25 protein-coding genes are annotated in these 26,366 nt (G+C 40.6%); 7 read left to right on the plus strand and 18 right to left on the minus strand.

The genetic code is table 11. From position 1 onward, the window contains the following. Positions 1-95: 95 nt before the first annotated feature. Positions 96-1,514 (minus strand): glycoside hydrolase family 1 protein, encoded by a 1,419-nt coding sequence (locus ACLN19_RS03430; RefSeq protein ID WP_413383313.1) that lies wholly within the window; start codon positions 1,512-1,514, stop codon positions 96-98. A gap of 147 nt (positions 1,515-1,661) precedes the next feature. Between ACLN19_RS03430 and ACLN19_RS03435 the strand changes: the two genes are divergently transcribed. After that, a complete protein-coding gene (locus tag ACLN19_RS03435) occupies positions 1,662-2,348 on the plus strand; it encodes a hypothetical protein (RefSeq protein WP_413383315.1) in 687 nt (228 codons plus the stop codon). Here the strand turns inward: ACLN19_RS03435 and ACLN19_RS03440 are convergent. The 6 genes from ACLN19_RS03440 to yjbM form a co-directional block, all read right to left on the minus strand. After that, positions 2,261-4,324 carry a KUP/HAK/KT family potassium transporter gene (locus ACLN19_RS03440; protein WP_413383317.1) on the minus strand — a complete coding sequence of 688 codons (2,064 nt, stop codon included), beginning with the start codon at positions 4,322-4,324 and terminating at the stop codon, positions 2,261-2,263. The genes ACLN19_RS03435 and ACLN19_RS03440 overlap by 88 nt on opposite strands. A 220-nt stretch (positions 4,325-4,544) precedes the next feature. Then, positions 4,545-5,297, minus strand: coding sequence for an SDR family oxidoreductase (locus ACLN19_RS03445; protein ID WP_413383319.1), 753 nt, complete (start codon positions 5,295-5,297; stop codon positions 4,545-4,547). 65 nt (positions 5,298-5,362) lie between these two features. Then, positions 5,363-6,352 carry a phosphate acetyltransferase gene (gene pta, locus ACLN19_RS03450; RefSeq protein WP_413383321.1) on the minus strand — a complete coding sequence of 330 codons (990 nt, stop codon included), beginning with the start codon at positions 6,350-6,352 and terminating at the stop codon, positions 5,363-5,365. 2 nt (positions 6,353-6,354) lie between these two features. Further along, a complete protein-coding gene (locus ACLN19_RS03455) occupies positions 6,355-7,257 on the minus strand; it encodes an RluA family pseudouridine synthase (RefSeq protein ID WP_413383323.1) in 903 nt (300 codons plus the stop codon). Next, on the minus strand, positions 7,254-8,090 hold the full coding sequence (locus ACLN19_RS03460; protein WP_413383325.1) for an NAD kinase: 837 nt from the start codon (positions 8,088-8,090) through the stop codon (positions 7,254-7,256). Before ACLN19_RS03460 ends, ACLN19_RS03455 begins: the two co-directional genes overlap by 4 nt. After that, positions 8,065-8,736, minus strand: a complete 672-nt coding sequence (gene yjbM, locus ACLN19_RS03465) for a GTP diphosphokinase (protein ID WP_413383327.1) — start codon at positions 8,734-8,736, stop codon at positions 8,065-8,067. The genes ACLN19_RS03460 and yjbM overlap by 26 nt, the downstream gene beginning before the upstream one ends. Before the next feature lie 106 nt (positions 8,737-8,842). Between yjbM and ACLN19_RS03470 the strand changes: the two genes are divergently transcribed. Further along, the gene (locus tag ACLN19_RS03470) at positions 8,843-9,430 is read left to right on the plus strand and encodes a CYTH domain-containing protein (RefSeq protein WP_369908629.1); all 588 of its coding nucleotides are present in this window, start codon (positions 8,843-8,845) and stop codon (positions 9,428-9,430) included. 12 nt (positions 9,431-9,442) lie between these two features. On the opposite strand, the gene ACLN19_RS03475 is transcribed toward ACLN19_RS03470, so the two are convergent. Then, positions 9,443-11,236, minus strand: a complete 1,794-nt coding sequence (locus ACLN19_RS03475; RefSeq protein ID WP_413383329.1) for a heavy metal translocating P-type ATPase — start codon at positions 11,234-11,236, stop codon at positions 9,443-9,445. Between the two features lie 155 nt (positions 11,237-11,391). Here ACLN19_RS03475 and ACLN19_RS03480 point away from each other — a divergent pair, with 155 nt between their 5' ends. The 5 genes from ACLN19_RS03480 (at position 11,392) to ACLN19_RS03500 (ending at position 15,396) form a co-directional block, all read left to right on the plus strand. Further along, the gene (locus tag ACLN19_RS03480; RefSeq protein ID WP_413383331.1) at positions 11,392-12,357 is read left to right on the plus strand and encodes a ribose-phosphate diphosphokinase; all 966 of its coding nucleotides are present in this window, start codon (positions 11,392-11,394) and stop codon (positions 12,355-12,357) included. 22 nt (positions 12,358-12,379) lie between these two features. Further along, the gene (locus tag ACLN19_RS03485; protein ID WP_413383333.1) at positions 12,380-13,534 is read left to right on the plus strand and encodes a cysteine desulfurase family protein; all 1,155 of its coding nucleotides are present in this window, start codon (positions 12,380-12,382) and stop codon (positions 13,532-13,534) included. Position 13,535: 1 nt separating this feature from the next. After that, a complete protein-coding gene (locus ACLN19_RS03490) occupies positions 13,536-13,883 on the plus strand; it encodes a DUF1831 domain-containing protein (protein ID WP_413383336.1) in 348 nt (115 codons plus the stop codon). Positions 13,884-14,030: 147 nt separating this feature from the next. After that, complete coding sequence (locus ACLN19_RS03495; RefSeq protein WP_413383338.1) at positions 14,031-14,678, plus strand: redox-sensing transcriptional repressor Rex; 648 nt, start codon at positions 14,031-14,033, stop codon at positions 14,676-14,678. A 25-nt stretch (positions 14,679-14,703) separates the two neighbouring features. Then, the gene (locus ACLN19_RS03500; protein WP_413383340.1) at positions 14,704-15,396 is read left to right on the plus strand and encodes a gamma-glutamyl-gamma-aminobutyrate hydrolase family protein; all 693 of its coding nucleotides are present in this window, start codon (positions 14,704-14,706) and stop codon (positions 15,394-15,396) included. Here the strand turns inward: ACLN19_RS03500 and radC are convergent. The 10 genes from radC to gyrA all read right to left on the minus strand — a co-directional run bounded on the left by radC (position 15,393) and on the right by gyrA (position 26,208). Continuing rightward, positions 15,393-16,079: a RadC family protein gene (radC, locus tag ACLN19_RS03505; protein WP_413383342.1), complete on the minus strand. Its 687-nt coding sequence runs from the start codon at positions 16,077-16,079 to the stop codon at positions 15,393-15,395. The genes ACLN19_RS03500 and radC overlap by 4 nt on opposite strands. Before the next feature lie 53 nt (positions 16,080-16,132). Continuing rightward, positions 16,133-17,284 carry an AI-2E family transporter gene (locus ACLN19_RS03510; protein ID WP_413383344.1) on the minus strand — a complete coding sequence of 384 codons (1,152 nt, stop codon included), beginning with the start codon at positions 17,282-17,284 and terminating at the stop codon, positions 16,133-16,135. Positions 17,285-17,380: 96 nt separating this feature from the next. Next, complete coding sequence (locus tag ACLN19_RS03515) at positions 17,381-18,079, minus strand: YoaK family protein (RefSeq protein ID WP_413383346.1); 699 nt, start codon at positions 18,077-18,079, stop codon at positions 17,381-17,383. Positions 18,080-18,140: 61 nt separating this feature from the next. Further along, complete coding sequence (locus ACLN19_RS03520) at positions 18,141-19,706, minus strand: ABC1 kinase family protein (RefSeq protein ID WP_413383348.1); 1,566 nt, start codon at positions 19,704-19,706, stop codon at positions 18,141-18,143. Further along, the gene (locus tag ACLN19_RS03525) at positions 19,699-19,992 is read right to left on the minus strand and encodes a hypothetical protein (protein WP_413383350.1); all 294 of its coding nucleotides are present in this window, start codon (positions 19,990-19,992) and stop codon (positions 19,699-19,701) included. The genes ACLN19_RS03520 and ACLN19_RS03525 overlap by 8 nt, the downstream gene beginning before the upstream one ends. 105 nt (positions 19,993-20,097) lie before the next feature. Next, positions 20,098-21,357 (minus strand): NRAMP family divalent metal transporter, encoded by a 1,260-nt coding sequence (locus ACLN19_RS03530; RefSeq protein ID WP_413383352.1) that lies wholly within the window; start codon positions 21,355-21,357, stop codon positions 20,098-20,100. 118 nt (positions 21,358-21,475) lie between these two features. Then, positions 21,476-22,447 carry a DUF1002 domain-containing protein gene (locus ACLN19_RS03535; RefSeq protein WP_413383354.1) on the minus strand — a complete coding sequence of 324 codons (972 nt, stop codon included), beginning with the start codon at positions 22,445-22,447 and terminating at the stop codon, positions 21,476-21,478. Positions 22,448-22,546: 99 nt separating this feature from the next. Next, positions 22,547-22,948 (minus strand): SMU1112c/YaeR family gloxylase I-like metalloprotein, encoded by a 402-nt coding sequence (gene gloA2 / locus ACLN19_RS03540; protein WP_413383356.1) that lies wholly within the window; start codon positions 22,946-22,948, stop codon positions 22,547-22,549. Positions 22,949-22,999: 51 nt separating this feature from the next. Continuing rightward, entirely contained in the window at positions 23,000-23,746 is a 747-nt protein-coding gene (locus ACLN19_RS03545) for a class A sortase (protein ID WP_413383358.1), read from the minus strand. A gap of 8 nt (positions 23,747-23,754) precedes the next feature. Beyond that, positions 23,755-26,208 (minus strand): DNA gyrase subunit A, encoded by a 2,454-nt coding sequence (gyrA, locus tag ACLN19_RS03550; RefSeq protein ID WP_413383360.1) that lies wholly within the window; start codon positions 26,206-26,208, stop codon positions 23,755-23,757. Positions 26,209-26,366: the final 158 nt, after the last annotated feature.

Below are 26,366 nucleotides of genomic sequence, written 5' to 3' on the forward strand. Positions count from 1 at the left end.
AGAAAAGCACCCCAATTGTTAGATTTTATGTCTAACTTTTGGGGTGCAGTTCATTATTGGAGACGGTTTTTAATCTGTGTATAATAAACGATCACCTAATCGTTTAAGTCTTGACCATTTGAGGCAATGACTTTTTGATACCAATAAAAGGAATCTTTACGATAACGTTTCAACGTTTTTAAATCAAACTCATCACGATCAACATAGATAAAGCCGTAGCGCTTTTTGATACCCTCATGCGTTGAAATCAAATCAATAGCAGACCAAGGATTATAACCTAACATCTCAACACCATCAGTGATGGCCTCTTGGATTTGAGCAATATGCTGGCGCAGATAGTCAATGCGGTAAGAATCATGCACCTTACCATCAGCTGTCAGCTCATCATAAGCCCCTAGACCATTTTCGGTGACTAAAAGAGGCAGACGATAACGACTATAAATCTCTCTCATCGTCGCTCTAAAACCGACAGGGTCAATTTCCCAGCCAAAGGCTGTCTTTTGAAGATAAGGGTTATCAACCCCACGATAAAAGCCAGCTTCACCACGAGCAGACTGTTGATCTGCCCCAGGGTCTAGTGTCTCACTACCATTACTTTGCTCAACCGTTGCCGTATTATAGTAATTAAAGCCGATAAAATCTGGTTTGGCAGCTCGTAGCACTTCTTTGTCACCTACTTCAAAGACAGGTGTAGCATCCATCTCCTCCAAATACGCCCACACAAGATTATTATAAACACCATAAACTGCCATATCTAAATAAAGCCAATTACGAATCGCATTATTATTTTGAGCTGCAATGACATCTTCAGGTTTGGCACTAGCTGCATAAGTCAAGGAAATATTTGGCGCTGGACCAATCTTTGCATCTGGCAACATCTCATGACAGAGCTGCATTGCTTTAGCTTGCGCCACCAATTGATGATGATTTTGCTGATAGATTTCTTTTGTAAGGTTACTTGTCCCTTCTGGTACATGAAGTGTCCCAATGATAGGTCCTACTAAAGTCAACATATTTTGCTCATTGATCGTCAACCAATACTTGACACGATCCCCAAAACGTTCAAATAAAACACGCGCAAACTCAAGAAACCAATCTACTGATTCTCGCTTACTCCAAGAGCCTCGCTCATCTAACTTAGCAGGCATATCAAAATGAAACATCGTCACAATAGGCTCTATACCATAGCTCAGACACTCATCAATCAAGCGATTGTAAAAATCCACACCTGCTTCATTAACTACTCCCACACCATCTGGTAAGATACGTGACCAAGAAATCGAAAACCGATACGACTTAAAGCCCATCTCAGCCATTAGAGCGATATCTTCTTTATAATGATGGTAATGATCCACAGAGACCGACAAATCCGAGGTCCCTTCAGGAATATCCTTGACATCTTGACAAGACGGTCCCTTGCCATCCTCAAGAGCAGCACCTTCCACTTGATAGGCTGAGGTAGAAGCTCCCCACAAAAAAGAGTCTGGAAACGGTTTTAGCTTTTTATGTAACATCGATTGTCCTCCTTTTGTCTAAGTATCTAAAGTATAGTCTTTTCTTTGTTAAAGAGATAGTATTATAGCGCTTTTTCTTAATACTATCCTATGGAAAACTAAAACACTTAGCTTGCGTCTTTGCTTAAAAATCGTTATGATGAATTTATGAAACAACTATCTATTTTAGCCTTGGCTGAATCTGCCGAGCAAGAACACTATTTTACCCAACTAGCAGAAAGCTTTACTTATCTCTTTGAGATAAGTATCAAGCCCAAGCCTAGCTCTTTTGCTACTGATGACGTTGACGCTATCTTTAGCTTTTCTGCGCTCAATCAAACGCATCACCAACTGCTTTTTAGCTTTACAGATAAAGAGGATACTATCTTAGCCAATCATGAGGATTTTTCAAATCCTAAAGCCCTTATCCGTCTAGCCGCACAGTTGAGCGATTTTTACTATCACTTGGCTTTTTCGTTACTTGACAATCTCCCTTATCGCCTAAGCTTATATGATAAAAAAGGGAGTGTCTTCTACTCTAATCAAGCACCTCTAGCACCTCTTGAGCCATTTCAAGCAGAAGAATCTTTGGATAGCTGGTTTAAAACACAGCTTCAGCACACAAAGAGCAAATCCCTGCATATGACTCAAGCCAATCTCAGCTTTGATACGCTGATGATGGATTCTTACTACTCAGTCACAGATACTAAAAACCAACCGCTCGGTTATTTGCGGTTGGCACAAGATATAAAACCTTTATTAGAAAGTTATTTAGCTGAGTCGGGACAAGCTCTTGTCGGCTGGTCTGATGTGACGTCTGGTCCCTCCATGTCAGACGATGGTTTTGAGCTGTAAGGCGTCCGCTCACTTATCTCAAAGCCTCTTGGGCTATCAATCATAATCGGAACAGGCTCCAAAGTCACATCCGTAAATTGGAGAGCAAACCACTTGATAGGACTAGCTGTCCAGTGTTTGATACTAGCTTTTAGCTGTAAGATAAGGCTGTCTCTTAAAGAAAGACCTGCGGTCTCTTCGACACGTTCATCTAACACAACAAAGCGAAAATCTCCTACTTCTCGTCCTTCATCAATCGTATAGGTCTGTATTTGCTTGGCTATGCGTCCACTAGCCATCAACTCTTGAACAATGGTTCTGAGGTATTTGGGAACAACTTGACGCATTCGAAAACCTAATTGCAACTCTAATTTAACGATAAAGTCTGTCCCCATGGTATCTACCGTATAGCTAGCACCATAAGGCTCATCAGTGACATTTACCGTAACAAACCAATAAACACAAGCCCGCTTAGGATGCTTATCTAAAATAGAGTACAAGATAGAGCGGTCAATCATATCGCCTTCTAGCCGATTGGTCATATAAACGATATTTGTCTGATAAAGAGAATACCTCTCATCATCTTTTAGCTGTCTTAATTGAGGAATGTATTCTTTCAAATCGAGTAATTTCACATGATTAGAGATAATCTCAGCCCCTTTGTACCAAATAGTCATAATGGCTAAAATACATAAGGTTAATAACACAACAATATAGCCACCTTGGAAAAACTTGATAATAGAAGCAAGGAAAAAGACACTTTCAATAAGGGCAAAAAAAGACATCAAGCTAACTGCGACAACAGGTTTTTGACCTTTTTTGATAAGATAGTACGTCAACAAAATAGTCGTCATCAACATGGTTACGGTGATCGCTAAGCCATAAGCCGCCTCCATTTGTGAAGAGGTCTTAAAAAAGAGAACAGTCAGTGTCGTCACGATAAATAAAGACCAGTTAATGATAGGGATATAAGTTTGGCCGAGACGCTCACCTGGATAGATGGTTCTAAACAGCGGGAATAACTTCAAACGCATTGCCTCAGCTGCCAGTGTAAAAGAACCTGATATTAAAGCTTGTGAAGCAATGATCGCTGCCAGAGTCGCTAAAACAACCAAGCTCAAACGAAAACTAGTCGGTACACTTGCAAAAAACGGATTAAGGTCGGCCTCTTCTGGATGAGCCAGCAACCAAGCACCTTGACCACAATAAGATAATACAATAGAGAGCTTGACAAAAGGCCAAGACACATAGATATTACCTCTACCGACATGACCAAGATCAGAATAAAGAGCTTCAGCCCCTGTCGTTGCCAAAAAGATAGACCCTAAAATAAAAATACCGCGATGATTATCTGGGCTCATCAGAAAAGAAATGGCATAATAAGGATTGATCGCCTTAAAGACCTCCATATATCCCAGACTATTGACTAAGCCACTGATGGCTAAGACCATAAACCATACAAACATCACAGGACCAAATAATTTCCCAATCAAATTCGTCCCAAAACGTTGTATGCTAAACAGCAACCCTAAAATCAATAAGGTAGTCAAAATCACATGACTTTGATTACTATAAAAAGCACTCAAAAAAGGAACTGCCTTTAACCCCTCTATCGCTGTGGTCACTGTTACCGCAGGCGTCATCGCCCCATCTGACAACAAGGTCGCCCCGCCTATCATCGCAGGAATAATCAACCAAGGACTCATCTTTCGCACAAGCGTATAAAGGGAAAAGATACCGCCTTCATGATGATTATCTGCTTTAAGGGCAATGACCACATACTTAATCGTCGTCACCAACGTCAATGTCCAAATAATCAAAGAAATGGAGCCTAAGATAAAGAATTCATCAATGGCTTTACCGCCTCCTTGATTAACAACCAAAGACTGCATCGTATAAAGAGGACTTGTCCCAATATCACCATAGACAATACCCAAAGCCACTAAAAATCCTGCCTTACTAGCTTTATTAAAAGCATTGTGTGCATCATCTGTCATCGTGAAAAACCTCCTGTTCCTTAATGACCAGACAATTATAGCACACGCTTTCAAAAAGAAAAGACCTAATTATTTTCTAACAATTCACAATAATTAAAGTATTACAAATCAATCTTCACATAAAGCCTTAATAAAAGCCCTTGCTTAAATAAACAGGGCTTTTTTGTCATCAAAATAACATCAATTTGTCATGAAAATTATCATTTTTTTATTATTTTCTCTACAAGTCTCTATGGACAGGTTGTGCACCAAATGTCTGGGAAGTAGGCATCATCTCGATACGATTGATATTGACATGCTCTGGTTGCTTTAGAATCCAAGCAACTGTCTCTGCAATATCTACTGGCGTTATGGCATTCGCCCCTTTATACAAAGCCTCTACTTTCTTTTGATCTCCCTTAAAGCGCACACTGGAAAATTCCGTCCCCTCACAAAGACCAGGCTCGATATTAGACACACGAATACGCGTTCCAGCAAGGTCTGCTCGAAGATTAAGTGAGAATTGCTTGACGAAAGCTTTACTCGCTCCATATACATTAGCACCTGGATAAGCAACGCTCCCTGCTGTTGAGCCGATATTGATAATCAATCCTTTATGATGATCAACCATCCTAGGCAGGATCTTTCTGGTCACATAAACAAGCCCAACAATATTGGTATCAATCATGGTCAGCCAGTCCTTGATATCTGCTTCATAGGCTTTATCAAGCCCCAGCGCCAAGCCTGCGTTATTTATCAGAACATCAATGTTTTTCCATTCTTTTGATAAGCTAGCTAGAGCTTTATCTACCGATTCTTGAGAACAAATATCCATTTCAAGAGGGTAAAAGGCGGCCCCTAGTTCTTTGGCGAGAGCATCCAGTTTATCCATACGCCTAGCAGCACCAATCACTCTACAACCATCAGCTACTAAACGCTTAGCTATGGCACGCCCAAAACCAGCCGATGCTCCTGTTAATAATACCGTTGTCATCTGTTCACCTCTATTACTTTTTTCAAATGAAAAAGGAGACAAGGCTCCTTTACTCGTTGCTATTTCTAATCACGCGCGTCTAAAGCTTGCGCTGCTGTGATAATCGATAGTTTATAGATATCCTCAGCACTTGATCCTCGTGATAAGTCGTTCACAGGCGCATTAAGACCTTGTAAAATAGGACCTATCGCTTCAAACATACCAAGTCTTTGCGTCAACTTGTAGCCGATATTCCCAGATTGTAAATCTGGGAAGATAAAGACATTAGCTTGACCAGCCACAGGACTGCCAGGTGCTTTAATAGCAGCCGTCTCTGGGAAAAAGGCCGCATCAAACTGCAACTCGCCATCAATACACAAATCAGGCGCCATATCTTTAGCCAATTGCGTTGCTTCTTGGACCTTGGTCACTTGTGGGGCTTTAGCACTTCCCTTAGTTGAAAAGCTTAACATAGCAACTTTGGGATCAATGTCAAAAATAGCAGCTGTTTCTGCTGTATTGACAGCAATCTCAGCCAATTCTTGTGCATTTGGGTCGATATTGATCGCACAATCTGCAAAGATAAAACGGTGATCTGTTGACTCACGGTTCATCAAAAAGACGCCTGAGGTTCTTGAAATGCCTGGTTTTGTCTTGATGATTTGAAGAGCAGGGCGAACTGTATCAGCTGTTGAGTGAATGGCTCCAGACACCATACCATCAGCCAAGCCCATCTTGACTAACATGACCCCAAAATAATTAACATCACGCAAGAGACGATCCGCATCCTCTAGGGTCGCTTTTCCTTTTCTAATCTCAACAAAGGCTTCTTTCATGTTCTCAAAGTCTGCGTAGTCATTGGGATTGATAATGGTGTAGTCTTGGTCTACAAAGCCTAGACGAGCTAGTGAGTCGTGCACCTCGTCATATTCACCGAGGATCACAGGGTCAATCAAGCCTTCAAACTTAAGGCGTGCTGCAGCTCGCAAGACACGGTCGTCATTTCCCTCTGGAAAGACAATCTTGACATAGTTACTAGCTACTTTTTCACGTAAAGTTCCAAATAAAGAGCGCATAGTCAACTCCTTCTATTATTTTCTTTCAGTTCTATGATAACGCTATCAAAATCATCTGTCAAGCCAATTTCATGACAGCGCTGCTTTTTTGTGAAAGGGTCTGTAAATCTAAGAGAATGACAATGCAAAGCTTGGCGAGTGATACCAAGATCCATCCTCCCGCCGTACAAATCATCGCCCAAAAGCGGAAAACCAATATGGGCAAAATGCACACGAATTTGATGAGTACGACCTGTGTGTAGCCATACATCGACTAAATACACATCTCCAAAGCGCTCAATAACTTTATAGCTAGTGTGAGCATACTTTCCAGACGGATCTACTTTTCTTGTAATAATGCTATCCTCATCTCTGGCAATCGGCGCTATAATATCCCCTTCATCTGCTAATTCCCCATTACCAGAAACCAAGGCATAATAGCGCTTTTCAATCGTTTTTTGCTGCAATTGCTTATCTAGACGCGCGTGTGCATAACCGTGTTTGGCAAACAACATCAAACCGCTTGTGTCCTTATCAAGCCTGGTTACAATATGAACCTGCTGATTGGGATAATGGTTTTCAACATAATAAGCTTTAACAAAATTAGCAATCGTATTAGAATGGAGCTTACTAGGAATACTGGCAACGCCAAAAGGTTTATTTAACACCAAAAAATGCTCATCTTCATGGACAATATCTAACGGACTAACAACAGGTTGCAGTGTATCATGTGGCAATTCATCAGGAATGTCAATCGCCACCTTATCACCCACTTCAAGGAGATAGATAGCATTTTCTTCCTTGCCATTGACCCAGATATGACCCCCCTTAAACTTAATCTTAGCTAGAAGTCCTTTTGAAATATCGTGTCCTTTTAAAAACGTTTTGACCTTGGTACGACGGTCTGCTACAAACTCAAATCTCATGAATCCAATTCTCCGATAAACGCATCCTTGACACGCTCCCAAAAGCTTGTATGGTTAGGTGTTGCCACAAAATGGATTTTTTGATTATCCAGAGAATACTCTACTTTTTGGACATTACGATACTGCATGGTTTTATTATCAATGGAAATCGTATAGAGCCCCAAGCGCTTAGGAATAACCTTTATTGTCTCTTCTTTGGGAATGATAAGAGAAGAGCCTATTGTGCGATAAACACGATTGTTAAGACTTGAAATCTCTGTCAGCTGCAATGCTTCGACAGTAGGATGTAAAATAGCTCCTCCCAAGGATTTATTGTAAGCAGTGCTACCTGTTGGTGTTGATACCGATAAGCCATCTCCTCGAAATCGCTCAAACTTGACATTGTTGATAAAAACATCCGTCACCATCGTTTTTTCGATACGCTTTAGGGTCGATTCATTGAGCGCGCGCCCTTTGATAATACGACCATCTCCTAAAGTGACCTTGACTTTTAATATCGGATAAGAAACACTTTCTCCTGTATCTTGTCGCAAATTCTCAACCAGCATATCCGCTTCAAAATCACGATAATCGGTATAAAATCCCAAATGCCCTGTGTGAATCCCAACAAAACGAACACTGTCTAAGTGTTTTTCATACATATGAAAAGCTGACAAAAGCATGCCGTCGCCACCAATACTAATCACAACATCTGGATTTTTCTTTGTTAGGTAAAAATCACTCGCGTCACGAAAAACACTAAAAAGCTTCCCTGCTACTTTTCTACTCTGATATTTGCCATTGCTGATAATCGCTACTCTTGTCGGATTATCGGTATAATTCATCTGTGTCATCACTATTTCCTACACCATCACTCAACTTTCGATTTTCAGGATCAAATAAGAGCTGCGCCTCACGAATATCTTCACGAATCTTACGCATCTCCTCGTCCAGCTCCAAAGCAATCTTTGCCATCACCTCAAGACGTTTTTTGATTTCCTTTGGAAATTCCCCTTGGTATTTGTAATTGAGCGAGTGCTCAATTGTTGCCCAAAAATTCATCGCTAAGGTTCTAATCTGAATCTCAGCCAATACACGCTTTTGCCCATGAATGGTATCTACAGGGTACTCCACAATAACATGATATGAGCGATAACCGCTTGACTTCATATTCTTGATATAGTCTCGCTCCTGTACAATTGTCATATCACGACGAGATCGAAGTAACTCTAACACTTCATCAACATCATCGACAAACTGTACCATAATACGAAGCCCAGCAATATCCTGCAAATCCGTCGCTAGATTTTCAAAACGAATATCACGCAAGACCATCTTTTCCTTAATACTCTCAATAGACTTGACACGTCCTGTCACAAACTCGATGGGCGAGTGTTTATTTTGCTTACGAAATTGCTTGCGAATACTTCTCAGCTTGATTTTCAACTCACCAACTGTCTGGATATAAGGGTCTAAAAAGGTTTCCCAGTCCATGCCCATACACTCTCTCCTCTAAGCCCATGACAAAACCTTGTCAAATGAGCCAATTTCTTATAAAATAAACTTAACGTTTATTATACCATAAAATTTCCAAAGGACGTGAACTATGAACCATCTTGAGATAGAATTTAAAACGATGCTGACAAAAGACGAGTTTAATCGTCTCAAGGCGCAATTTTCACACGTAGCACCTGTCACACAAACCAACTACTACTTTGATACTGAAAACTTCGACATGAAAGCCCACCGCATGTCATTGCGTATCCGCACCATCTCAAACGCAGCCGAGTTGACCCTAAAAATCCCAAAAGATGTCGGCAACTGGGAGTACAATATCGCTCTGCCTATTGATGAGGCTAAAGAGATGATTAAAACAGGACAATTGCCCGAAAATGACATCACAAAGCGTATCAAAGACCAAGGGGTTGACCCAAGTCAGTTAGCTGTTTTTGGCTATCTCACTACCACTAGACGAGAATGCCAAACGGCGATTGGGCTCATGGCTTTAGATGACAATCAATACGCTGGCATTCGTGATTATGAGCTTGAGCTAGAAGTGCTTGACGCTAAAAAAGGTAAGGATGATTTTGACCACTTCTTAGCCGAGCAAAGTATCAATTTTAAATACGCTAAAAGCAAGGTTGCCAGATTCAGTGCCACACTTAGACACCAAAAGACAGATAAAAACAGCTAGAATTAGCTGTTTTTATCTGTCTTTTCTCGCTCTTAGCGCTGATAAAATAGATATGGTATCAATAACCTCCTGTAAAATAGCACCTAGTAAAGCTGGGATAACACCAGTACTTGCTATCAACATCAATAGGAAACAAATACCAAGACCAATCCATACAGACTGTTTTGCCACAAGCAACGTATCTTTTGAGATACCAACCAAGCCAGCCACTTTACTGAGGTCATCTTGGAGGATGACAACATCTGCATTTTCACTAGCCGTTGTCGCACCGTGCGCTCCCATGGCAATGCCGACATCAGCTGCGACAAGCGCTGGAGCGTCATTGACCCCATCTCCTACCATGACTGTTGGGTGTTGATCACTTGGAGCGTCCTGCAGACGTTTGATTTTATCTTGGGGCAGACACTCTGCCTGCACTTGTGTGATACCCACTTCTTTGGCGACTTTTTCAGCGACAGCTTTTTTATCCCCTGTCAGCATAAGCACGTTTTGAATGCCATAATTTTTAAGGCGCTCTATGGTTTCCTTAGACTCTGGGCGAATGGTATCCTTAAAGCCGATATACCCTAGATAGTGGTCGTCTTTTGAGACGTAGATAGCGGTCTCATGCGCCTGCAAATCACTAGGCAAGTCAGCCATCAGGCTCGCCTTTCCTGCTCGGACGAGGTGCCCATCAATCTGACTTTCCACTCCCATAGCTGTTAGCTCTTTACTAGAAGTCAGTGGTAACAAGTCTATGCCTTCTTGTTTAGCGTAATCAACCAAAGAACGAGCCAAAATGTGTGTAGATTCTTGCTCGCTACTAGCTGCAATCTGCAAGAGCTCTTCTTTTGAGACACCAGTATTTGGAACAATCTTATCCACCATGAGCTGACCATTGGTGATTGTACCTGTCTTGTCAAAGGCGATTAGTTTTGCTTTTTCAAGCATTTCAAAGCTGGTTGCTGACTTGATGACAATACCAGAACGGCTTGAGCGGCTCATCCCTGCCACAAAGGCAATGGGCGCTGCTAAAATCAAAGGACAAGGTGAAGCAACCACCAAGACCTGCGCAAAGCGCATGACATCACCACTAATATACCAAGCAAGCCCACCAATGACAAAGGCAGCAACGGTAAATGGCACCGCATAGCGGTCTGCCAGACGCACAAAGCGGGCAGGCTTTTGCTCTGTTTCCTTGATGAGATTGACCAAGACTTGGTACTGACTGTCCTTAGCTAGACGACTTGCTTTTATCCGAATGGCATTGTCGCCATTTATCGAACCAGATAGCACTTCGTCGTTAATCGTTTTATCTACTAGGAGTGACTCACCTGTCAGAGAAGATTCGTTGACGCTGGTCTCTCCTTGCACTACCACACCGTCAATAGGGATGACCTCGTTTGGTTTCACTAAAATAATATCGCCAATCGCTACGTCATCAACGGGGACATCTACCCAGTCTTCTCCTTTTTTCAGGTGCGCTTCTTGCGGTGAATTGTCCAAAAGCTCTCGCAGTTCTCGACTAGCCTGACGGCTTGCGTACTCTTCTAAGCTCTCACCACCTGTCAGCATGATTAAAATCATCAGACTCGCCCAGTAATCACCGACTAAAAGCGTCGTCACAATAGCCACGATAGCTAAAAGGTCAACACCATACTGACCATGACGAAGCGTCTTAATCATATCAACCAACATGACAAATGCCATACACCCACCTGCAATAGCCACCAAAAGATAAGCAATGTGAGGCTGGTCAAAGCCAAACTCCATAACAAGCGCAAAGACACCAATCAGTGCCGTGATGATAAATTTTCTAAATCGCATTTTAACTCCTTGTTTATGTTTTCTTATTTAGAATGATACCAAATAAGAAAACATAAAGCAAGTAATTTGACGCTAGAGGGTGAATTTTCTCCTCTTTTTTGATAAAATGAAAGTATTACTTTTATAAGGTTTATAATTAAAGGAGTTTCCAAGAAATGGTCGAACAATATGCCGACAAACCTATCAAGTTATTTTCACTCACTTCCAACCTTCCAATTGCTGAGAAGATTTCTGAAGTCTCAGGAATCCCGCTTGGAAAGGTTTCTTGCCGTCAGTTCTCAGATGGCGAGATTATGATTAACATTGAGGAAACCGTTCGTGGTGATGATATTTACATCATCCAGTCGACTAGTTTTCCAGTCAATGACAATCTTTGGGAATTATTGATTATGATTGATGCGTGTAAGCGTGCTAGTGCCAACTCTGTCAATGTTGTCATTCCATACTTTGGCTATGCTAGACAAGACCGTATCGCAGCCTCTCGCGAACCTATCACTGCTAAATTAGTTGCCAATATGTTGGTCAAAGCTGGTGTTGATCGTCTTTTGACGCTTGATTTACATGCTGTTCAGGTGCAAGGTTTCTTTGACATTCCAGTGGATAATCTCTTTACGACACCTCTCTTTGCAGAGCATTATAGCCGTTTGGGACTCACTGGCGAGGATGTCGTCATCGTTAGTCCTAAAAATTCAGGAATCAAACGTGCTCGTAGCCTAGCAGAAGTCCTAGATGCTCCTATTGCTATCATTGATTATGCACAAGATGATTCATCTCGTGAGGAAGGCTATATCATTGGTGATGTTGAAGGTAAAAAAGCCATTATCATTGATGATATCTTAAATACAGGACGTACCTTTGCCGAAGCGTCTAAAATTTTGGAGCGTGGTGGCGCTACTGATATTTATGCTGTTGCTAGCCACGGTCTCTTTGCTGGTGGCGCTGCTGATATTCTAGAAGCCTCTCCTATTAAAGACATTATCGTAACAGACTCTGTCTTAACCAAAGAGCGCGTCCCTAGCAATGTCACTTACCTCTCTGCTGCTGACTTAATTGCTAAGGCTATCGTTTATATTCACGAACGTCGCCCACTAAGCCCTTTATTTGCTTTTCAAAAAGACTAATAATAACACTCACTTGAGTGATATGAGAAAGGATCTGACTACTATTACACACACACCTATTTATCTTGACAATGCTGCAACTACTGCTATTAGCCCAAATGTTCTTGAAGCTATGACTAAACAACTGACAGATGATTATGGTAATCCCTCAAGCCTTCATCATTTTGGTCGCAAAGCCAATCAGCGTCTCAGAGATTATCGTGAGACAATCGCTCAAGCACTTGATGTCTCTAGTCGTCATATTATTTTTACTTCTGGAGGATCTGAAAGCGACAACTTCGCCATCAAAGGCTATGCTCTAGCACATCAAGACAAAGGAAAACATCTGATAACCACTGCTATCGAACACCATGCTGTTCTAGAAACCATGCACTATCTTGAAAAGCGCTTTGGTTTTGAAGTGACTTATCTCCCAGCTACAGATGGCCATATCACCCCTGAGCAAGTCCAAGAAGCTCTGCGTGAGGATACCATTTTGGTCAGCATGATGTACGCTAATAACGAAACAGGTGATCTTCTTCCTATCAAAGTTGTTGGAGAGTTGCTCTCTACGCATCAAGCAGCATTTCATGTAGATGCTGTTCAAGCCTTTGGCAAAATTGCTATCTCACCCAAAGAGTTAGGTATTGATCTTTTGTCAGCTTCTGCTCATAAATATCACGGGCCTAAAGGTGTTGGTTTTCTCTATGTAGGGGATGTATCCATGGATAAATTCATCCATGGAGGCGACCAAGAAGATAAAAGACGAGCTAGTACTGAAAATATGGTAGGTATTGCTGGTATGGCAGAAGCTACCAAGGAAGCCTATGCTCACCTTGAAGAAAACTACCTCAACGTCACAAAACTCAAAAACCATTTCCTACAAGAGCTTGATAGCTTAGGAGTTCATTACTACCTCAATAGTAGCGCCCAGTCACTTCCTCATCTTATCAATATTGGCTTTAGAGGCCAACATAATGGCTTGCTCCTGACTCAGCTAGATTTGGCTGGCTTTGCTGTTTCTACTGGCTCTGCTTGTACTGCTGGTGCTGTCACACCAAGCCATGTCCTAGCAAGCTATTTTGGAGACAACTCTCCAAGATTACATGAATCCATCCGTATCAGCCTCTCTGAGCTTAACACCAAAAAAGAGCTGTCCTTGCTCGCTAAAACACTTAGAAATATTATAGGTAACTAATATGGCTTTTGAAACTGAAATTCATCTGGCTGATTGCCCTTATAGCTACGCTATCAGCCCTAATATAAAGGCTTACACACTACGTGATACAACCTTTATCCAAAACAAAATCGGTAATTTCGAGCTCACTCGCTTACTCGAAGAAGTCCCTAATTCTGGTGAGGGTTTTCCGTTGAAAATTACGGTCAAAAAAGATTTAAGCGCCTTCAAGTTAGTCATTACCGATAAATCAGGACTACGATTGGTTAATATTTTTAAAGATAGTAAACATCGTATCTTACAAGACAAATTCTACTTCCTAATGGATAGTCTTGTAGAGCGACAAGTCTTCACTAAAAAATCACTTTAAACACCATCTTGAAAAATCTTATGCTATCATAAGATTTTTTCACTTATAACAAATCAATTTGTTGCTTTTTTCACAAAGTTTTTGATACAATAAGGATATAGAAAAAGACAAGTTAATCATAATTGATATTTAGGAGGTATCCTTACCATGACGATTGATAAATCCATTCCTAAAGCGACTGCCAAACGCTTGCCGCTTTACTATCGTATTTTTAAACGTTTTAATACCAACCACTTTGAAAAAGCTAGCTCCAAGCAAATCGCTGATGCCATTGGTATCGACTCAGCGACAGTGAGACGTGACTTTTCTTATTTTGGTGAGCTGGGACGTCGTGGTTTTGGTTATGATGTCAAAAAACTAATGGATTTTTTTGCTGACATTTTAAACGACCACTCAACCACTAACGTCATGCTCGTAGGATGTGGCAATATTGGCCGTGCGCTACTGCATTACCGTTTTCATGACCGTAACAAAATGCAAATCGCTATGGCATTTGATCGCGATGACAATGAATTAGTCGGTACCACTACTGAGGATGGTATTGCTATCTACGGTATTTCAACCCTTAAAGAACATATGGCAGAAAGCTGTATTGAGACAGCTATTTTGACTGTTCCAAGTACACAAGCTCAAGACGTCGCTGACTGTTTGGTTCAAGCAGGTATCAAAGGTATCTTGAGTTTCTCACCGATTCACCTTAGCGTGCCTAAGGATGTCATTGTTCAATATGTGGACTTAACGAGTGAACTACAGACACTACTTTACTTTATGAACCAATCACAAAACCAATCTTAATATCATAAACACAGAAGGAGAGGGAATGACAAAACCAATTATTGGTATCACAGCCAATCAACGTATCAAACAAGACATCAACATCCCTTGGTCATATGCGCCAACAGGCTTTGTCAAGGCTATTCAGCAAGCAGGAGGTTTGCCGCTTCTTCTTCCTATCAGCAATGAAGAGGATGCCAAAACTTACGTCTCAATGGTCGATAAAATCCTCCTCATCGGCGGGCAAAATGTCGATCCCTCTTATTATCATGAAGAACGCCAAACTACAGACACCGACTTTTTCCGAGACCGTGATATTTTTGAGATGGCTGTCATTAAAGAAGCTATTCGTCAGAAAAAGCCTATCTTTGGTGTCTGCCGAGGCTTACAGTTGATGAATGTCGCACTAGGCGGCAGTCTGAATCAAGCGATCAAAGGGCATTGGCAAAATGAAGAAGGGAATGTCAGGACGCATCCTGTCATCATCAAAAATGATTGTGTCCTCTCAAAAATTTATGGTGCTCAAGCTCAGATCAACTCTTTTCATCGTCAAAGCATCAAAACAATTGCTGATGCCTTACAACCAATTGCTTTTGACCCCGATACAGGAGTCATCGAAGCGGCTGTCTCAAAAGACGATCATCTTACCTTTTTAGGGGTTCAATGGCATCCTGAGTTGCTCATTGAAGATAGTCCTAAAGACATGGCACTCTTTGATTACTTTGTCAATGAGCTCTAATCAGCCAGAATAAGACCCTCTTCACGAAAACTATAGTATTCATGACGTCCTACAATAATATGATCAAGGCAGACAATACCTATGGTATCACAAGCTGCCCTGATTTTTTTCGTGAAATCTTCATCATTTTGGCTAGGTGTTGAAGACCCTGACGGGTGATTGTGTACGACAATCAGACTTGTCGCCATGTTTTTACACGCATAATAAAGAATCTCTCGTGGCTCTGCTATCGAACGCCTCACTGTTCCGATAAAAATCGTTTTTTGCTCAATCACACGATTCTGCGTGTTGAGATAAATAGCTATCAGGTGTTCTTGTTTACTATCTGATAGCTCTAACATCATCTTACGTGCCAACTGTTGACTACTTAATATCTGCTCTTTTTGCTGATAATCAGAATCTTGGATACGCTTAGCTAGCTCCAACATCGCTTTTAATTCTACCGACTTGACCTTGCCTATTCCCTTTATTTTCTGCAATTCTTGTAAAGATAAGTGTTTAAAGTCCGCTAATGAATTTATCTGGCTAATAATCTGTGTCGAAATTTCTAAAACAGGGGTTTCTCTTGTCCCTGTACGAAGTAAAATCGCTAGTAATTCTTGATTACTTAGCTTATCAGCTCCTAGTGCTTCTAAGCGCTCTCTTGGTAACAGTTGTTTGCCCTGACTTTGAATGCAATACATAAAAACACCTCCACTTATTCATCCGTAAAGGAACACTTAAGTGGAGGTATTTTTTAATCAATTACTTCTGTGATTATTTTTTGTTCTGGATTATCTAAATCGACCGATTGACGTTTAGCCACTTGGTCTTTAATCATTTGGTAAAGACTAGCTGCTAGAGGTACTGCAATCAACATGCCAAACAGTCCCATTAGACTACCACCAATCGTGATAGCTACTAAGACCCACATCCCAGGAAGTCCAATAGAACCGCCTACCACACGCGGATAGATGACATTTCCTTCAAACTGCTGTAAAATCACAAGAAAAACAACAAAACCAACAGCTTGAGGCACTGACTGAGTCACAATTAAAAAGAAACCAATCGTCACACCAATATAAGCACCTACAACAGGGATAAGCGCTGTAAAGGCGATAAGAACACCTATGGTACTAGCGTATGGAAAATGTAGCACAGTCATTCCGATAGCTGTCAAACTCCCCAAAATCATCGCTTCTAAGGTTTGACCAACGATAAACCCATGAAACCGTTTATGTAAAATGCCTAAGACGTAATGAATCGTTTTGGCATGTTTACCGGTAAACGTATCAATGATAAGATTACATTGGCGCCCTAACTTTTCCTTACTTGCTAAAACATAAAATGAAAAAATCACACTCATAAAGACATTGATAAAGGTCTGTGCGATAGAGGTTACTGAGGTCATCAATGAGACCAACGTCGCCAATACTTGCTTTAAGACCTGCTGACCAAAATTGCTCACCTGTGCAATAATTTCCTTATCTGTCCCAACATAGCTAATCAATTTAGACACTTGAGGATTTTCATTGATAGCTTTGATAAGCTTGTTGATATTGGAAGGTCCAACCGTCAAGAGTGAGCTGATACTAGCAATCAAATCAGGTAAGATAATCGAAAATAACCAAGTGATAGCAACCACAAAGGTCGCATAAGCGAGTATCATACACACTGGGCGCTTTAACTTATCCATAACGTTGTGCGTAAAGACACGCTCATACCCTAATTCATAAAAAGACATCACAATATTGACGATATAGGCAACTGCTGCCCCTATCAAAAAGGGCTGCGACGCACGAAATATGGTCCACAAGACATCAGATGCAAAACTCCAATAATTTAAAATAGCAATACATAGCGCAAAAAAACTAACCGCATAATAGAATTGCTTTTTACCAAAACGCATAATACCTCCCACAATAACAAGATAGATTTAATAACATATCATATCATTATACACCATTTTTCAGAAAAATGCTCTCTAAATGGCTAATAGACTAAACTAACCTTTTCTGGTGAGATTAAGGATAATCGGTCTCTCATATAACTCTGCTAGTAAATAAGCATTTATCATCACCAAAGGCAGTAGGACTGCATAAAGCGCTTTAACACCAACTAATCTTCCCAAGCAAGCTGCCACAAAAGCTCCCAAACAAAACGTGAAAACAACCCATAAAATATGCAAGCCCTTGACAATCATAAAACGATCCCTTGTCAAACTTCCAATAGTTATCTGCTCAACGACACGCTTGATATTACCAATCATCATGATATTCGCATAGTCTTGACCGCGTACACGCTTAAAGGTTCCTAATTGCATGGCTGCACAAAACGACAAACCTGAAATCACCGCATTGTTCTCAACAAAGGGAGCATATAGGGCAACGCTCAAGACACCTAACGTAATCAAACAACTGCTCACAAAATGCCAAGGATAACCCTTTTGACGTACCCAACGCTCTAAGCTGACATTAACAGCCATACCAAGTGCAAAAAATAAGACAGGAATCAAATAGGTCAAAGACAGCCAGACATTAGCCCGTGTCATATGAACCATCATATTGATTAAATTACCTGTTTGTAAGCCTGCAAAACGCTGTCCTTGTGTGGTAAAGGTATAAGCATCTAAAAAACCGCTGACAAATGTTAAAAGCGCTGCAAATCGCAAACGCTCAAAGATACGAATCTCTTCTCTATTCACATCACGACTCCTTTTCTCTCTATATCCATTTTAGCGGTTGTCTAGTGAGATTTCAAGTTTTTTAACGCCAAAAACTAAATAGCAAAGCTATAAACATCACCAAGGCTAGGGCAAACATAGCATACATCAAACCACTCCACTGGGCATTGAGCGATAATAAGCCTCCTGTCACCATAAAAGTCATCACTAAAAGCGCTAAAATCAGGCGATTGAGTAAAGATTTGACGATGGTGATACGTTTATCATAACCATAAAAATCATGCGTGACTAGAAAACGTCCATTGAGCAATTGCTCAAGGAGTTGATTCAATCGACGTGGCATATGCTTAGCACTTCTTAGCATGTAAAACAAGGCAATCAGCATATTATCTGTATTCAAAGCGTCAGCTAACATCTCTGGTCCCATATTCTCTATAAAATAATGCTTGGCTAAAGTCATTAAACTCAGATGCGGAGCTAGATGGCTAAATAGCCCTTCAATCTGCAGGGAGGCTTTTTCCAGAATGGTTATCTGAGGTGGGATCGTCAGATGATGTTGTCTAAATAGAGCTAGTAAATCTTCTAACACTGCTGTAATAGAGAGTTTTCCCAAGTCAAGCTTAGCGTATTTATCTAGTAAATGCTGAACATCACTATTAAAACTGATAGGATTGAGCGAACTATCGTAACCTGTGAGCTCGATAATGGCTCGACTCAATGCGTCACTATCTTGCGTCGTAAAACTATAAAGCATATCATTTAAGGCACTCTTCTTACTATCTTCTAAATCCCCAACAATCCCAAAATCAATGAAATAAATCTTACCTTGGTGAATCAACAGATTACCAGGATGAGGATCCCCATGAAAATAACCATCTTTAAAGACTTGCTTAATAAAACTAAGCATTAGTTTACGCCCGATTTCCTCCAAGTCATAGCCACTGGCAAGCAAGGCCTCATAGTGATTGATAGCAATACCATCAATGTACTCTTCAACCAGAAGTTGCTTGGTAGTATAAGCTTCATAAAGCTTAGGAGAAGCGATACAGTTACTGTCATTATTTTTTTGAAAGCGTAAGATAGCCTGCGCTTCATGTCTAAAGTCAATTTCATACAATAATGATGCTTTTAACTCTTTAAAGACTTGCGCTAAGTCAACCATTGGCATGAAACTTTTGGGTAGCTTAGCTGATAACTTAATCAGTAACTCTAAATCCTCTGTCACAACCTTCGCTAGATTGGGACGCTGGATTTTAACCACTACTTTTTGTCCCGTATGAAGTTTAGCTAGATGTGTTTGAGCTACCGAACCACTGGCTAAAGGTTCTGGATAAATCACTGAAAAAACACTCTCAAGCGGTTGTCCTAACTCTTTTTCAATCGCTTCTAAAGCTAATTGACTATCTAAAGGGAGAACATGACTTTGTAGTTGACTTAGCTCATCTACGTATGCTTTAGGTAGTATATCGCTACGTGTTGATAAGATTTGACCGATTTTGACAAAGCTTGGCCCTAACTGCTCAAAAGCAAGGCGCAGTTGTTTAGGTCCTTCTTGATTGAGCTCAGATTTTCTTCTATCTCCTATAGCTTTCCAAGTGACTTTAGAGAAAGCTGCCACAATTTCACGTAAACGTTTCTGACTACTCATCGTGTTTCTTATCGTTTTGAGCCAAGAGTTTATCAAGCTTAGCTTCTAATCTTGTGATATCAGCCTGACTTGCATAGTTAACTTTCCTATCCTCTTTGGCTAGACTTCCTAACTCCGCCTCATCTTTGGCACTGCTTTTTCTGGTCAACTCTTCTTGCAACTCTTGACCCTCAGCTATGGTTAAACGCCCCTTGGCTACCAAATCACCAATCAGCTGATTGGTTTTTTCAAGGGTCAATGACGTCAATCCGATACTAGCCAGCACTAATGTTTTTAATTCGTTCATGTGATAATCTCTCTTTCTCATGTTTTTATAATTATATTGTATCACTTTAAGCTTTAATTACAAGGAAAGTGAGAATAGAAAAACAGTAGCCTATATAAGCTACTGTTAAACTGCACCTATCATAATGGCATAAAGGAAAAAAAGAGCAAAGCCAAAGAGATAAATAAGACCTACAATAGAGAGCCAACGCAACCACTTAGGCATGCTAGTGTCCTCTTTAGTCACCAACATATAATTTAAATACGCAAAAAATGGAGTGGTTAAGAAAGAGGCAATCATGGCAAAACGTAGCATGGTCGCTACATTACCAGCAAAGAAAAAGACTATCACAATCGCAATCAACGATGTTGCTGTTATCCATATGTTAAATGCCATTGGTGATGACATTTTCTGACCACGTAATAAGCGTAGTGTCTCTGCATTGGCGCGTGAATAACCATCAATAACTGTAATGACCGTCCCAAAGATACATAAAAAAGCAATAAATGCAATCAATAAACGTGACCAATCCCCAAGAGCTCTCGCATACATCCCGATAAATTGTTCAATATAAGCAGCGCTCGCCCCTTGAATAGCCTCTCCAGAACCAAATTGAATCAACGCTCCCAAAGCTAAAAAGATAAGGGCTAAGATAGCTGTACCAATATAGCCAACATTAAAATCAAATAAACCATCAGCAAAAGAAACTTTGACACTTTTTTGCTTTTCTACATTCCACATAGAGTTAATGGCTGAAATCTCAATTGGCGCAGGCATCCACCCCATCAACGATACAATAAACGGTAGCGCTGCTAATTGCCAAGGGCTAGGGGCACTAAAATCTGGGACATACTCACGATGCTGAAAGATAGCAATCAGTACAGCTGCTGTTGTCGCCAAAGTGAGAGCCGTCATAACCCACTTAGATAGCCCATCAATAAAGCGATAACCACCAATCAACAACATGGCCCAAGTGACTATAATAATCATTGTTGTCAACTGAGAAATAGATAAACCAAAACCACTCGGAAAAATATTATACAAGATAGCTGCTGCTAAAATACTAACTGCTGCTGTATTGATAAGTGCTGAAAAAATATTCATAAAGAAAAATAAAATAAGATACCATTTTCCTTTTTCAGCATAGCCTTCAATCAAACTCTTGCCTGTCGTCAACGTATATTGCGTCCCAAAGCGAAAGAAAGGGTATTTGACTAGATTGATAACCAATACCAAAATAGCCAATTGCCAGCCATAAATAGCCCCTGCTTGAGTCGATGAGACAATATGAGACCCTCCAACAGCTGCTGATGCTAGTAAAATACCTGGTCCCATAGCTGCTAGTCGTGTCTTCCAGCGAGATACTCTATCATGATGATTTTCCATAAGATTCTCCCTTTTAATTATTTTCAGATAATTCCGAAAGTAGTAAGATTGTATCAATTTTTCAAAAAGCTGTCAATGTTTTCTCAAAAAAAGCTGAGCTTACGCCCAGCTTCCTATTTTATGAAAATAATCCTGTAAAGAAATTAACAATATGCTGCCATAAGTTAGCTAAAAAGCCCTTACTTGACTCAATCGCACTGCTAGCATCAAACTGTAAATCAATACCGCTAAAGGTTGACTTAGCATTTGAGACAATACTATCTTTTAGGGATGTCAAGGTTTCTGTAAATTGACTATTTTTAATCACAGAACTCTTGGATAAATTAAGTGCAAAATTCACAATTAGGTTAATCTGTGTAGAGGTCATACTGTTTGTCAAACCGTAATTAGCCAGAGTATCGTCAACAATTTTTTGAATATCAGCTTCGGATAACTTATCTCCTCCTTCAGCGACAGCTGTTTTAATATCAGTCATAGCAACATTGAGCTTATCGGCATCATAACCTTCCTTGCCTTCATTTTCAGCATTGATATCTGATAGGGCACTGAGCTCTTCTTGTGCTAGTGATTTCGTCTCACTAGAGACACTAGCACCATTTTGCTCCAAGGAATAATAAATCCCCGCTAAAGCACTCTCTCCTGTCACCGCAATAGGCGAGGCTACCGTAATTTCAGCATGCTCAATGCCCAAAGTCACAGCTGCATTACGATACATATCTTCTGTGACCTTAGTGATATTTTCAGGTGTCACAATCGACACCGTCAAACCCTTTGAAGCACCTAACTTTTTAATCTTCACAGACGAATACAACTGTAAGCTACTATCGTCAGCAACATCCATAATCACTGCATAAGCACTTGTCGTCAATGTCTTGATACTAGTATCGGTCTTCTCCTCATAGCCTAAAAGCGATAAGGTCTCTGAGCGCTGACTATCTGATAGCGAATAGCCTAAAACATAATCTGGTTGCACGTAAGACTCATCGATAACATCTTGAACTTGATTCGTTGTAGCTGCATGAGCTCTTGGTATGGTCAAAAAGGTCAGCAAAAAGAGACTAACCATTGTCATTACTTTTTTAAAAAGCATATGATATCCTCGTTTATGATTATTTCCTAGTTTTTCAAAAAATCTGATATCCTATTATACCATCTTTTACCAAGAGTGTCGTTACAAAACAGTTTTCCTCTATTCGTGCAATTCTAAAGGCAGACCATCTGGATCAAAGAAAAAGGTCATTTTCTTACCTGTAAAGCTGTCACGGCGCACAGGCTCTACATAAATCCCTAAGTCTTCTAAGGCTTTTTTACACGCATCCACATCATCTACGTAAAACGCAAGGTGTCTAAGACCACAGGCTTCGGGATGACTAGGGCGTTTGGGGGGTTCTTGATAATCAGCAGCATCTTTTTTATTGCCAAACAGCTCCAACTCTACTGATCCACAACGTAAATCTAACTTGTAGTCATGTCGCTCTGGACGATGGTGCTCACGGATAATCTCAAAGCCTAATATATCCACATAAAAGGCACGTGATTTTTCATAATCAGAAACAATCAGTGCGACGTGATGTATGGCATTCCATTTCATCGTTTTCCTCTTTTCTAAAAGAAAATCTAGAACACTATTCTAGATAGTTTCTTATAAAGTCATTTGATTGTAAGTTTTATCAAAAGCATCTAAAATCGTTTGATCTGCTTTATCAAAGTCTGTTGTTGCTTCTAGCTCACCGTGGACAATTGTCCGCTCAGTCGCTTCAGCATCCGTACAAGTCACTAGAGTGACTTGACTCTTACCTGGTGTATCATCGATTACTTCGACATGCTCTGGTGTGACGACAGTGACACCCGTTATCACATAGGTATAAACCTTATCTTTATCAGTTAGATAAATCTTCATCCCTTCTTTAGCACGATCTAGCGGTGAGAACAACATATCAGTAGAGCCTGTCATCCCAAAGACATGATGACTAGCCAGCGCATAATTATTTTCGCCACCCATGACTTGATTTTCCTTCATGGTACCTGCTCCATAGGACAACTCCACATTGCCGACTCCTTTGAAAATCGGTAAATTCAAGCCAACATCTGGGATGGCAATCCCACCGATAACAGGCAAGTGCTGTGCCTCCATCTGAGCTTTCAAGATAGATTCGGCACTAATGGACTCGACAGAAGCAAAATCAAAAGTCGTCTGTGCCGTTTGATTTTCAGCAATCTCCTCTTTACTCACTTTAGTAATCTGATACTTATTAGTATTGAGCCCAATCAAATAATTACGGATGGGCTTATTGAAAACTAAAGCCAAGCCGACTACTACAAGAACTAGTAGTACAATACTACGTAAAATCTGACCTAATTTCCCTTTTTTTACTGTTTCTTTTGCCATATACTCTCTTATTCCTCATCTAAATCCTGATGATCATCTCCTTCAGCCTCAACTAAAGCAAAGGTCATAATCTTCGCACCATCTGTTAAACGCATGATTTTAACACCTTGAGTGCTCCGTCCTTTTTCTGAAATATCAGCAACTTTAGTTCTGATGATAATTCCCGTATCTGTAATCACCATAAGGTCCTCTTCACCAGAAACACTAACTAATGCTGATAGAGAGCCGTTTTTTTCAGTGATATGCGCTGTCTTAATCCCCATACCACCACGGTTTTTCTTAGGATACTCACTAGCTGATGTTTTCTTTCCAAAACCTTTTTCAGTCACAATCAAAATCTGCTGAGTGTCATCAACGACAGAGACACCTACTACTTTATCTCCTTCTCTGAGCTTGATACCTCGAACACCTGTTGCGATACGACTCATCGAGCGAATCTTGCTTTCATTGAAGCGAAGGGCATAACCATAAGACGTCCCAAGGATAATATCATCATCTCCTTTGGTGACATTAACACTCATTAACTGATCTCCTTCTTTTAATTTCAAAGCTCGCAATCCATTTTGACGAATAGCTTTAAAATCACTTATCGGAGTCCGCTTAACAGTCCCTAAAATAGTGGTGAAAAAGAAATAATCACAGTTGTTAGCCTTCTCGTCTAAGCTAACCATCGTTTGTATAGTCTCTCCTTCTTCAAGGCGCAACAGATTGACAATAGGGAGGCCCTTTGCACTACGACCGTACTCTGGAATTTCATAAGCTTTTAAGCGATAAACACGACCTAAGTTGGTGAAAAAGAGCAGTGGGTTGTGAGTATTTGTCGATACCAAATCCTTGACAAAATCATCATCGTTGACGCCTGTTCCTTGGACACCACGCCCTCCACGCTTTTGAGCTTTAAATTCGTCCTGAGCTAGACGTTTGATATAGCCTTTATTTGATAAGGTGATAAGGACGTCCTCTTCCTCAATCAAATCCTCATCTTCAAGGCTAATGACCTCGCCAACCATAAGCTCCGTACGACGCTTATCGGCATACTTGCGCTTTATATCATCCATCTCATCTTTGATGATAGCTATGACACGCTCTGGCTTAGCTAAGATATCTGCCAAATCCGCAATTAAAACGAGTAAATCATCGTATTCAGCTTGAATCTTACTACGCTCTAAACCTGTCAGACGACGCAAACGCATATCTAAAATCGCTTGGCTTTGACGCTCTGATAGTGAAAAGCGACTCATCAACTCAGTCTGTGCTATCGCATCTGTTTCACTATTTCTAATAATAGCGATAACCTCGTCCAAGTGATCAAGCGCAATCAGTAAGCCTTCTAAAATATGCGCCCTTGCTTGCGCTCTTGCCTTGTCAAACTGTGTCCTACGGACAATAACATCCTTTTGGTGAGCAATGTAGTTATCAATAATCTGACGTAATGTTAAAATCTTAGGAATACCCTGCTCAATCGCCAACATATTAAAACTAAAGTTGGTTTGTAAGCTAGTTAGCTTAAATAGATTATTCAAGATAACATTGGCTGAGGCATCTCGTTTGACCTCAATGACAAAACGAACGCCCTCACGATTGGACTCATCACGAACCGCTGTGATCCCTTCGATCCGTTTTTCTTGTGCTAGGCGAACGATATGCTCATGTACCTTAACTTTATTGACCCCATAAGGGAATTCTGTCACGACGATACGCTCACGCCCAGTCTTGGTCGTTTCAATTTCTGTTTTTGAGCGTAAAACAATGGAACCCTTCCCTGTATCATATGCCTTAAAGATGCCAGAGCGACCCATCACCAAGGCTCCTGTCGGAAAATCAGGTCCAGGTAAGACTGTCATCAAATCTCTTGTGGTTGCTTGGGGATTGTCCATGACTAATTTTATCGCATCAATCGCCTCACCAAGATTGTGGGGAGGAATATTGGTTGCCATACCAACTGCAATACCTGTTGCACCATTAACCAATAAATTGGGAAAACGAGCAGGTAAAACAACAGGTTCACGCTCGCTACCGTCATAGTTATCTTGAAAATCTACGGTATCTTTATTGATATCACGTAGCATCTCAAGCGCAATCTTACTCATACGCGCTTCGGTATAACGCTGTGCTGCAGGGCTATCGCCATCCATAGACCCGAAGTTTCCGTGACCATCAACCAACATATGACGATAAGACCACCACTGCGCCATGCGCACCATAGCCTCATAAATAGACGAATCACCATGTGGATGGTATTTACCCATGACATCCCCTGTGATACGAGCAGACTTTTTATGGGGTTTGTCAGGCGTCACTCCTAGTTCATTCATCCCATAAAGGATACGACGATGAACAGGCTTTAGACCATCTCTGACATCTGGCAATGCACGTGCCACAATGACACTCATCGCATAGTCAATAAAACTAGTCTTCATCTCGCTAGTCAAATTAACATTTACTAAATTTTTATCTTTCATGGAAAGGTTCCTTCATTTTATTTCAGTACCTATTATTATACCACAATTTCACTGATTTTTCCCTATATTTACCATATTCCTCGCTTAAAAGAGACTCTAATCTTGTAAAATAACGGTAGTGTTTTCAGAAATGTTATTTTCTTTTTTCTTATTTTTCA

The sequence above is a fragment of the Streptococcus lishijunsis genome, assembly GCF_047290665.1.
In the GTDB taxonomy this organism is placed as follows: domain Bacteria; phylum Bacillota; class Bacilli; order Lactobacillales; family Streptococcaceae; genus Streptococcus.

Bases quoted from the DNA above. Each gene is read 5' to 3' on its own strand.
- ACLN19_RS03430 (WP_413383313.1), bottom strand. From the start codon at position 1,514: ATGTTACATAAAAAGCTAAAACCGTTTCCAGACTCTTTTTTGTGGGGA.
- ACLN19_RS03435 (WP_413383315.1), top strand. From the start codon at position 1,662: ATGAAACAACTATCTATTTTAGCCTTGGCTGAATCTGCCGAGCAAGAA.
- ACLN19_RS03440 (WP_413383317.1), bottom strand. From the start codon at position 4,324: ATGACAGATGATGCACACAATGCTTTTAATAAAGCTAGTAAGGCAGGA.
- ACLN19_RS03445 (WP_413383319.1), bottom strand. From the start codon at position 5,297: ATGACAACGGTATTATTAACAGGAGCATCGGCTGGTTTTGGGCGTGCC.
- pta (WP_413383321.1), bottom strand. From the start codon at position 6,352: ATGCGCTCTTTATTTGGAACTTTACGTGAAAAAGTAGCTAGTAACTAT.
- ACLN19_RS03455 (WP_413383323.1), bottom strand. From the start codon at position 7,257: ATGAGATTTGAGTTTGTAGCAGACCGTCGTACCAAGGTCAAAACGTTT.
- ACLN19_RS03460 (WP_413383325.1), bottom strand. From the start codon at position 8,090: ATGACACAGATGAATTATACCGATAATCCGACAAGAGTAGCGATTATC.
- yjbM (WP_413383327.1), bottom strand. From the start codon at position 8,736: ATGGGCATGGACTGGGAAACCTTTTTAGACCCTTATATCCAGACAGTT.
- ACLN19_RS03470 (WP_369908629.1), top strand. From the start codon at position 8,843: ATGAACCATCTTGAGATAGAATTTAAAACGATGCTGACAAAAGACGAG.
- ACLN19_RS03475 (WP_413383329.1), bottom strand. From the start codon at position 11,236: ATGCGATTTAGAAAATTTATCATCACGGCACTGATTGGTGTCTTTGCG.
- ACLN19_RS03480 (WP_413383331.1), top strand. From the start codon at position 11,392: ATGGTCGAACAATATGCCGACAAACCTATCAAGTTATTTTCACTCACT.
- ACLN19_RS03485 (WP_413383333.1), top strand. From the start codon at position 12,380: ATGAGAAAGGATCTGACTACTATTACACACACACCTATTTATCTTGAC.
- ACLN19_RS03490 (WP_413383336.1), top strand. From the start codon at position 13,536: ATGGCTTTTGAAACTGAAATTCATCTGGCTGATTGCCCTTATAGCTAC.
- ACLN19_RS03495 (WP_413383338.1), top strand. From the start codon at position 14,031: ATGACGATTGATAAATCCATTCCTAAAGCGACTGCCAAACGCTTGCCG.
- ACLN19_RS03500 (WP_413383340.1), top strand. From the start codon at position 14,704: ATGACAAAACCAATTATTGGTATCACAGCCAATCAACGTATCAAACAA.
- radC (WP_413383342.1), bottom strand. From the start codon at position 16,079: ATGTATTGCATTCAAAGTCAGGGCAAACAACTGTTACCAAGAGAGCGC.
- ACLN19_RS03510 (WP_413383344.1), bottom strand. From the start codon at position 17,284: ATGCGTTTTGGTAAAAAGCAATTCTATTATGCGGTTAGTTTTTTTGCG.
- ACLN19_RS03520 (WP_413383348.1), bottom strand. From the start codon at position 19,706: ATGAGTAGTCAGAAACGTTTACGTGAAATTGTGGCAGCTTTCTCTAAA.
- ACLN19_RS03525 (WP_413383350.1), bottom strand. From the start codon at position 19,992: ATGAACGAATTAAAAACATTAGTGCTGGCTAGTATCGGATTGACGTCA.
- ACLN19_RS03530 (WP_413383352.1), bottom strand. From the start codon at position 21,357: ATGGAAAATCATCATGATAGAGTATCTCGCTGGAAGACACGACTAGCA.
- ACLN19_RS03535 (WP_413383354.1), bottom strand. From the start codon at position 22,447: ATGCTTTTTAAAAAAGTAATGACAATGGTTAGTCTCTTTTTGCTGACC.
- gloA2 (WP_413383356.1), bottom strand. From the start codon at position 22,948: ATGAAATGGAATGCCATACATCACGTCGCACTGATTGTTTCTGATTAT.
- ACLN19_RS03545 (WP_413383358.1), bottom strand. From the start codon at position 23,746: ATGGCAAAAGAAACAGTAAAAAAAGGGAAATTAGGTCAGATTTTACGT.
- gyrA (WP_413383360.1), bottom strand. From the start codon at position 26,208: ATGAAAGATAAAAATTTAGTAAATGTTAATTTGACTAGCGAGATGAAG.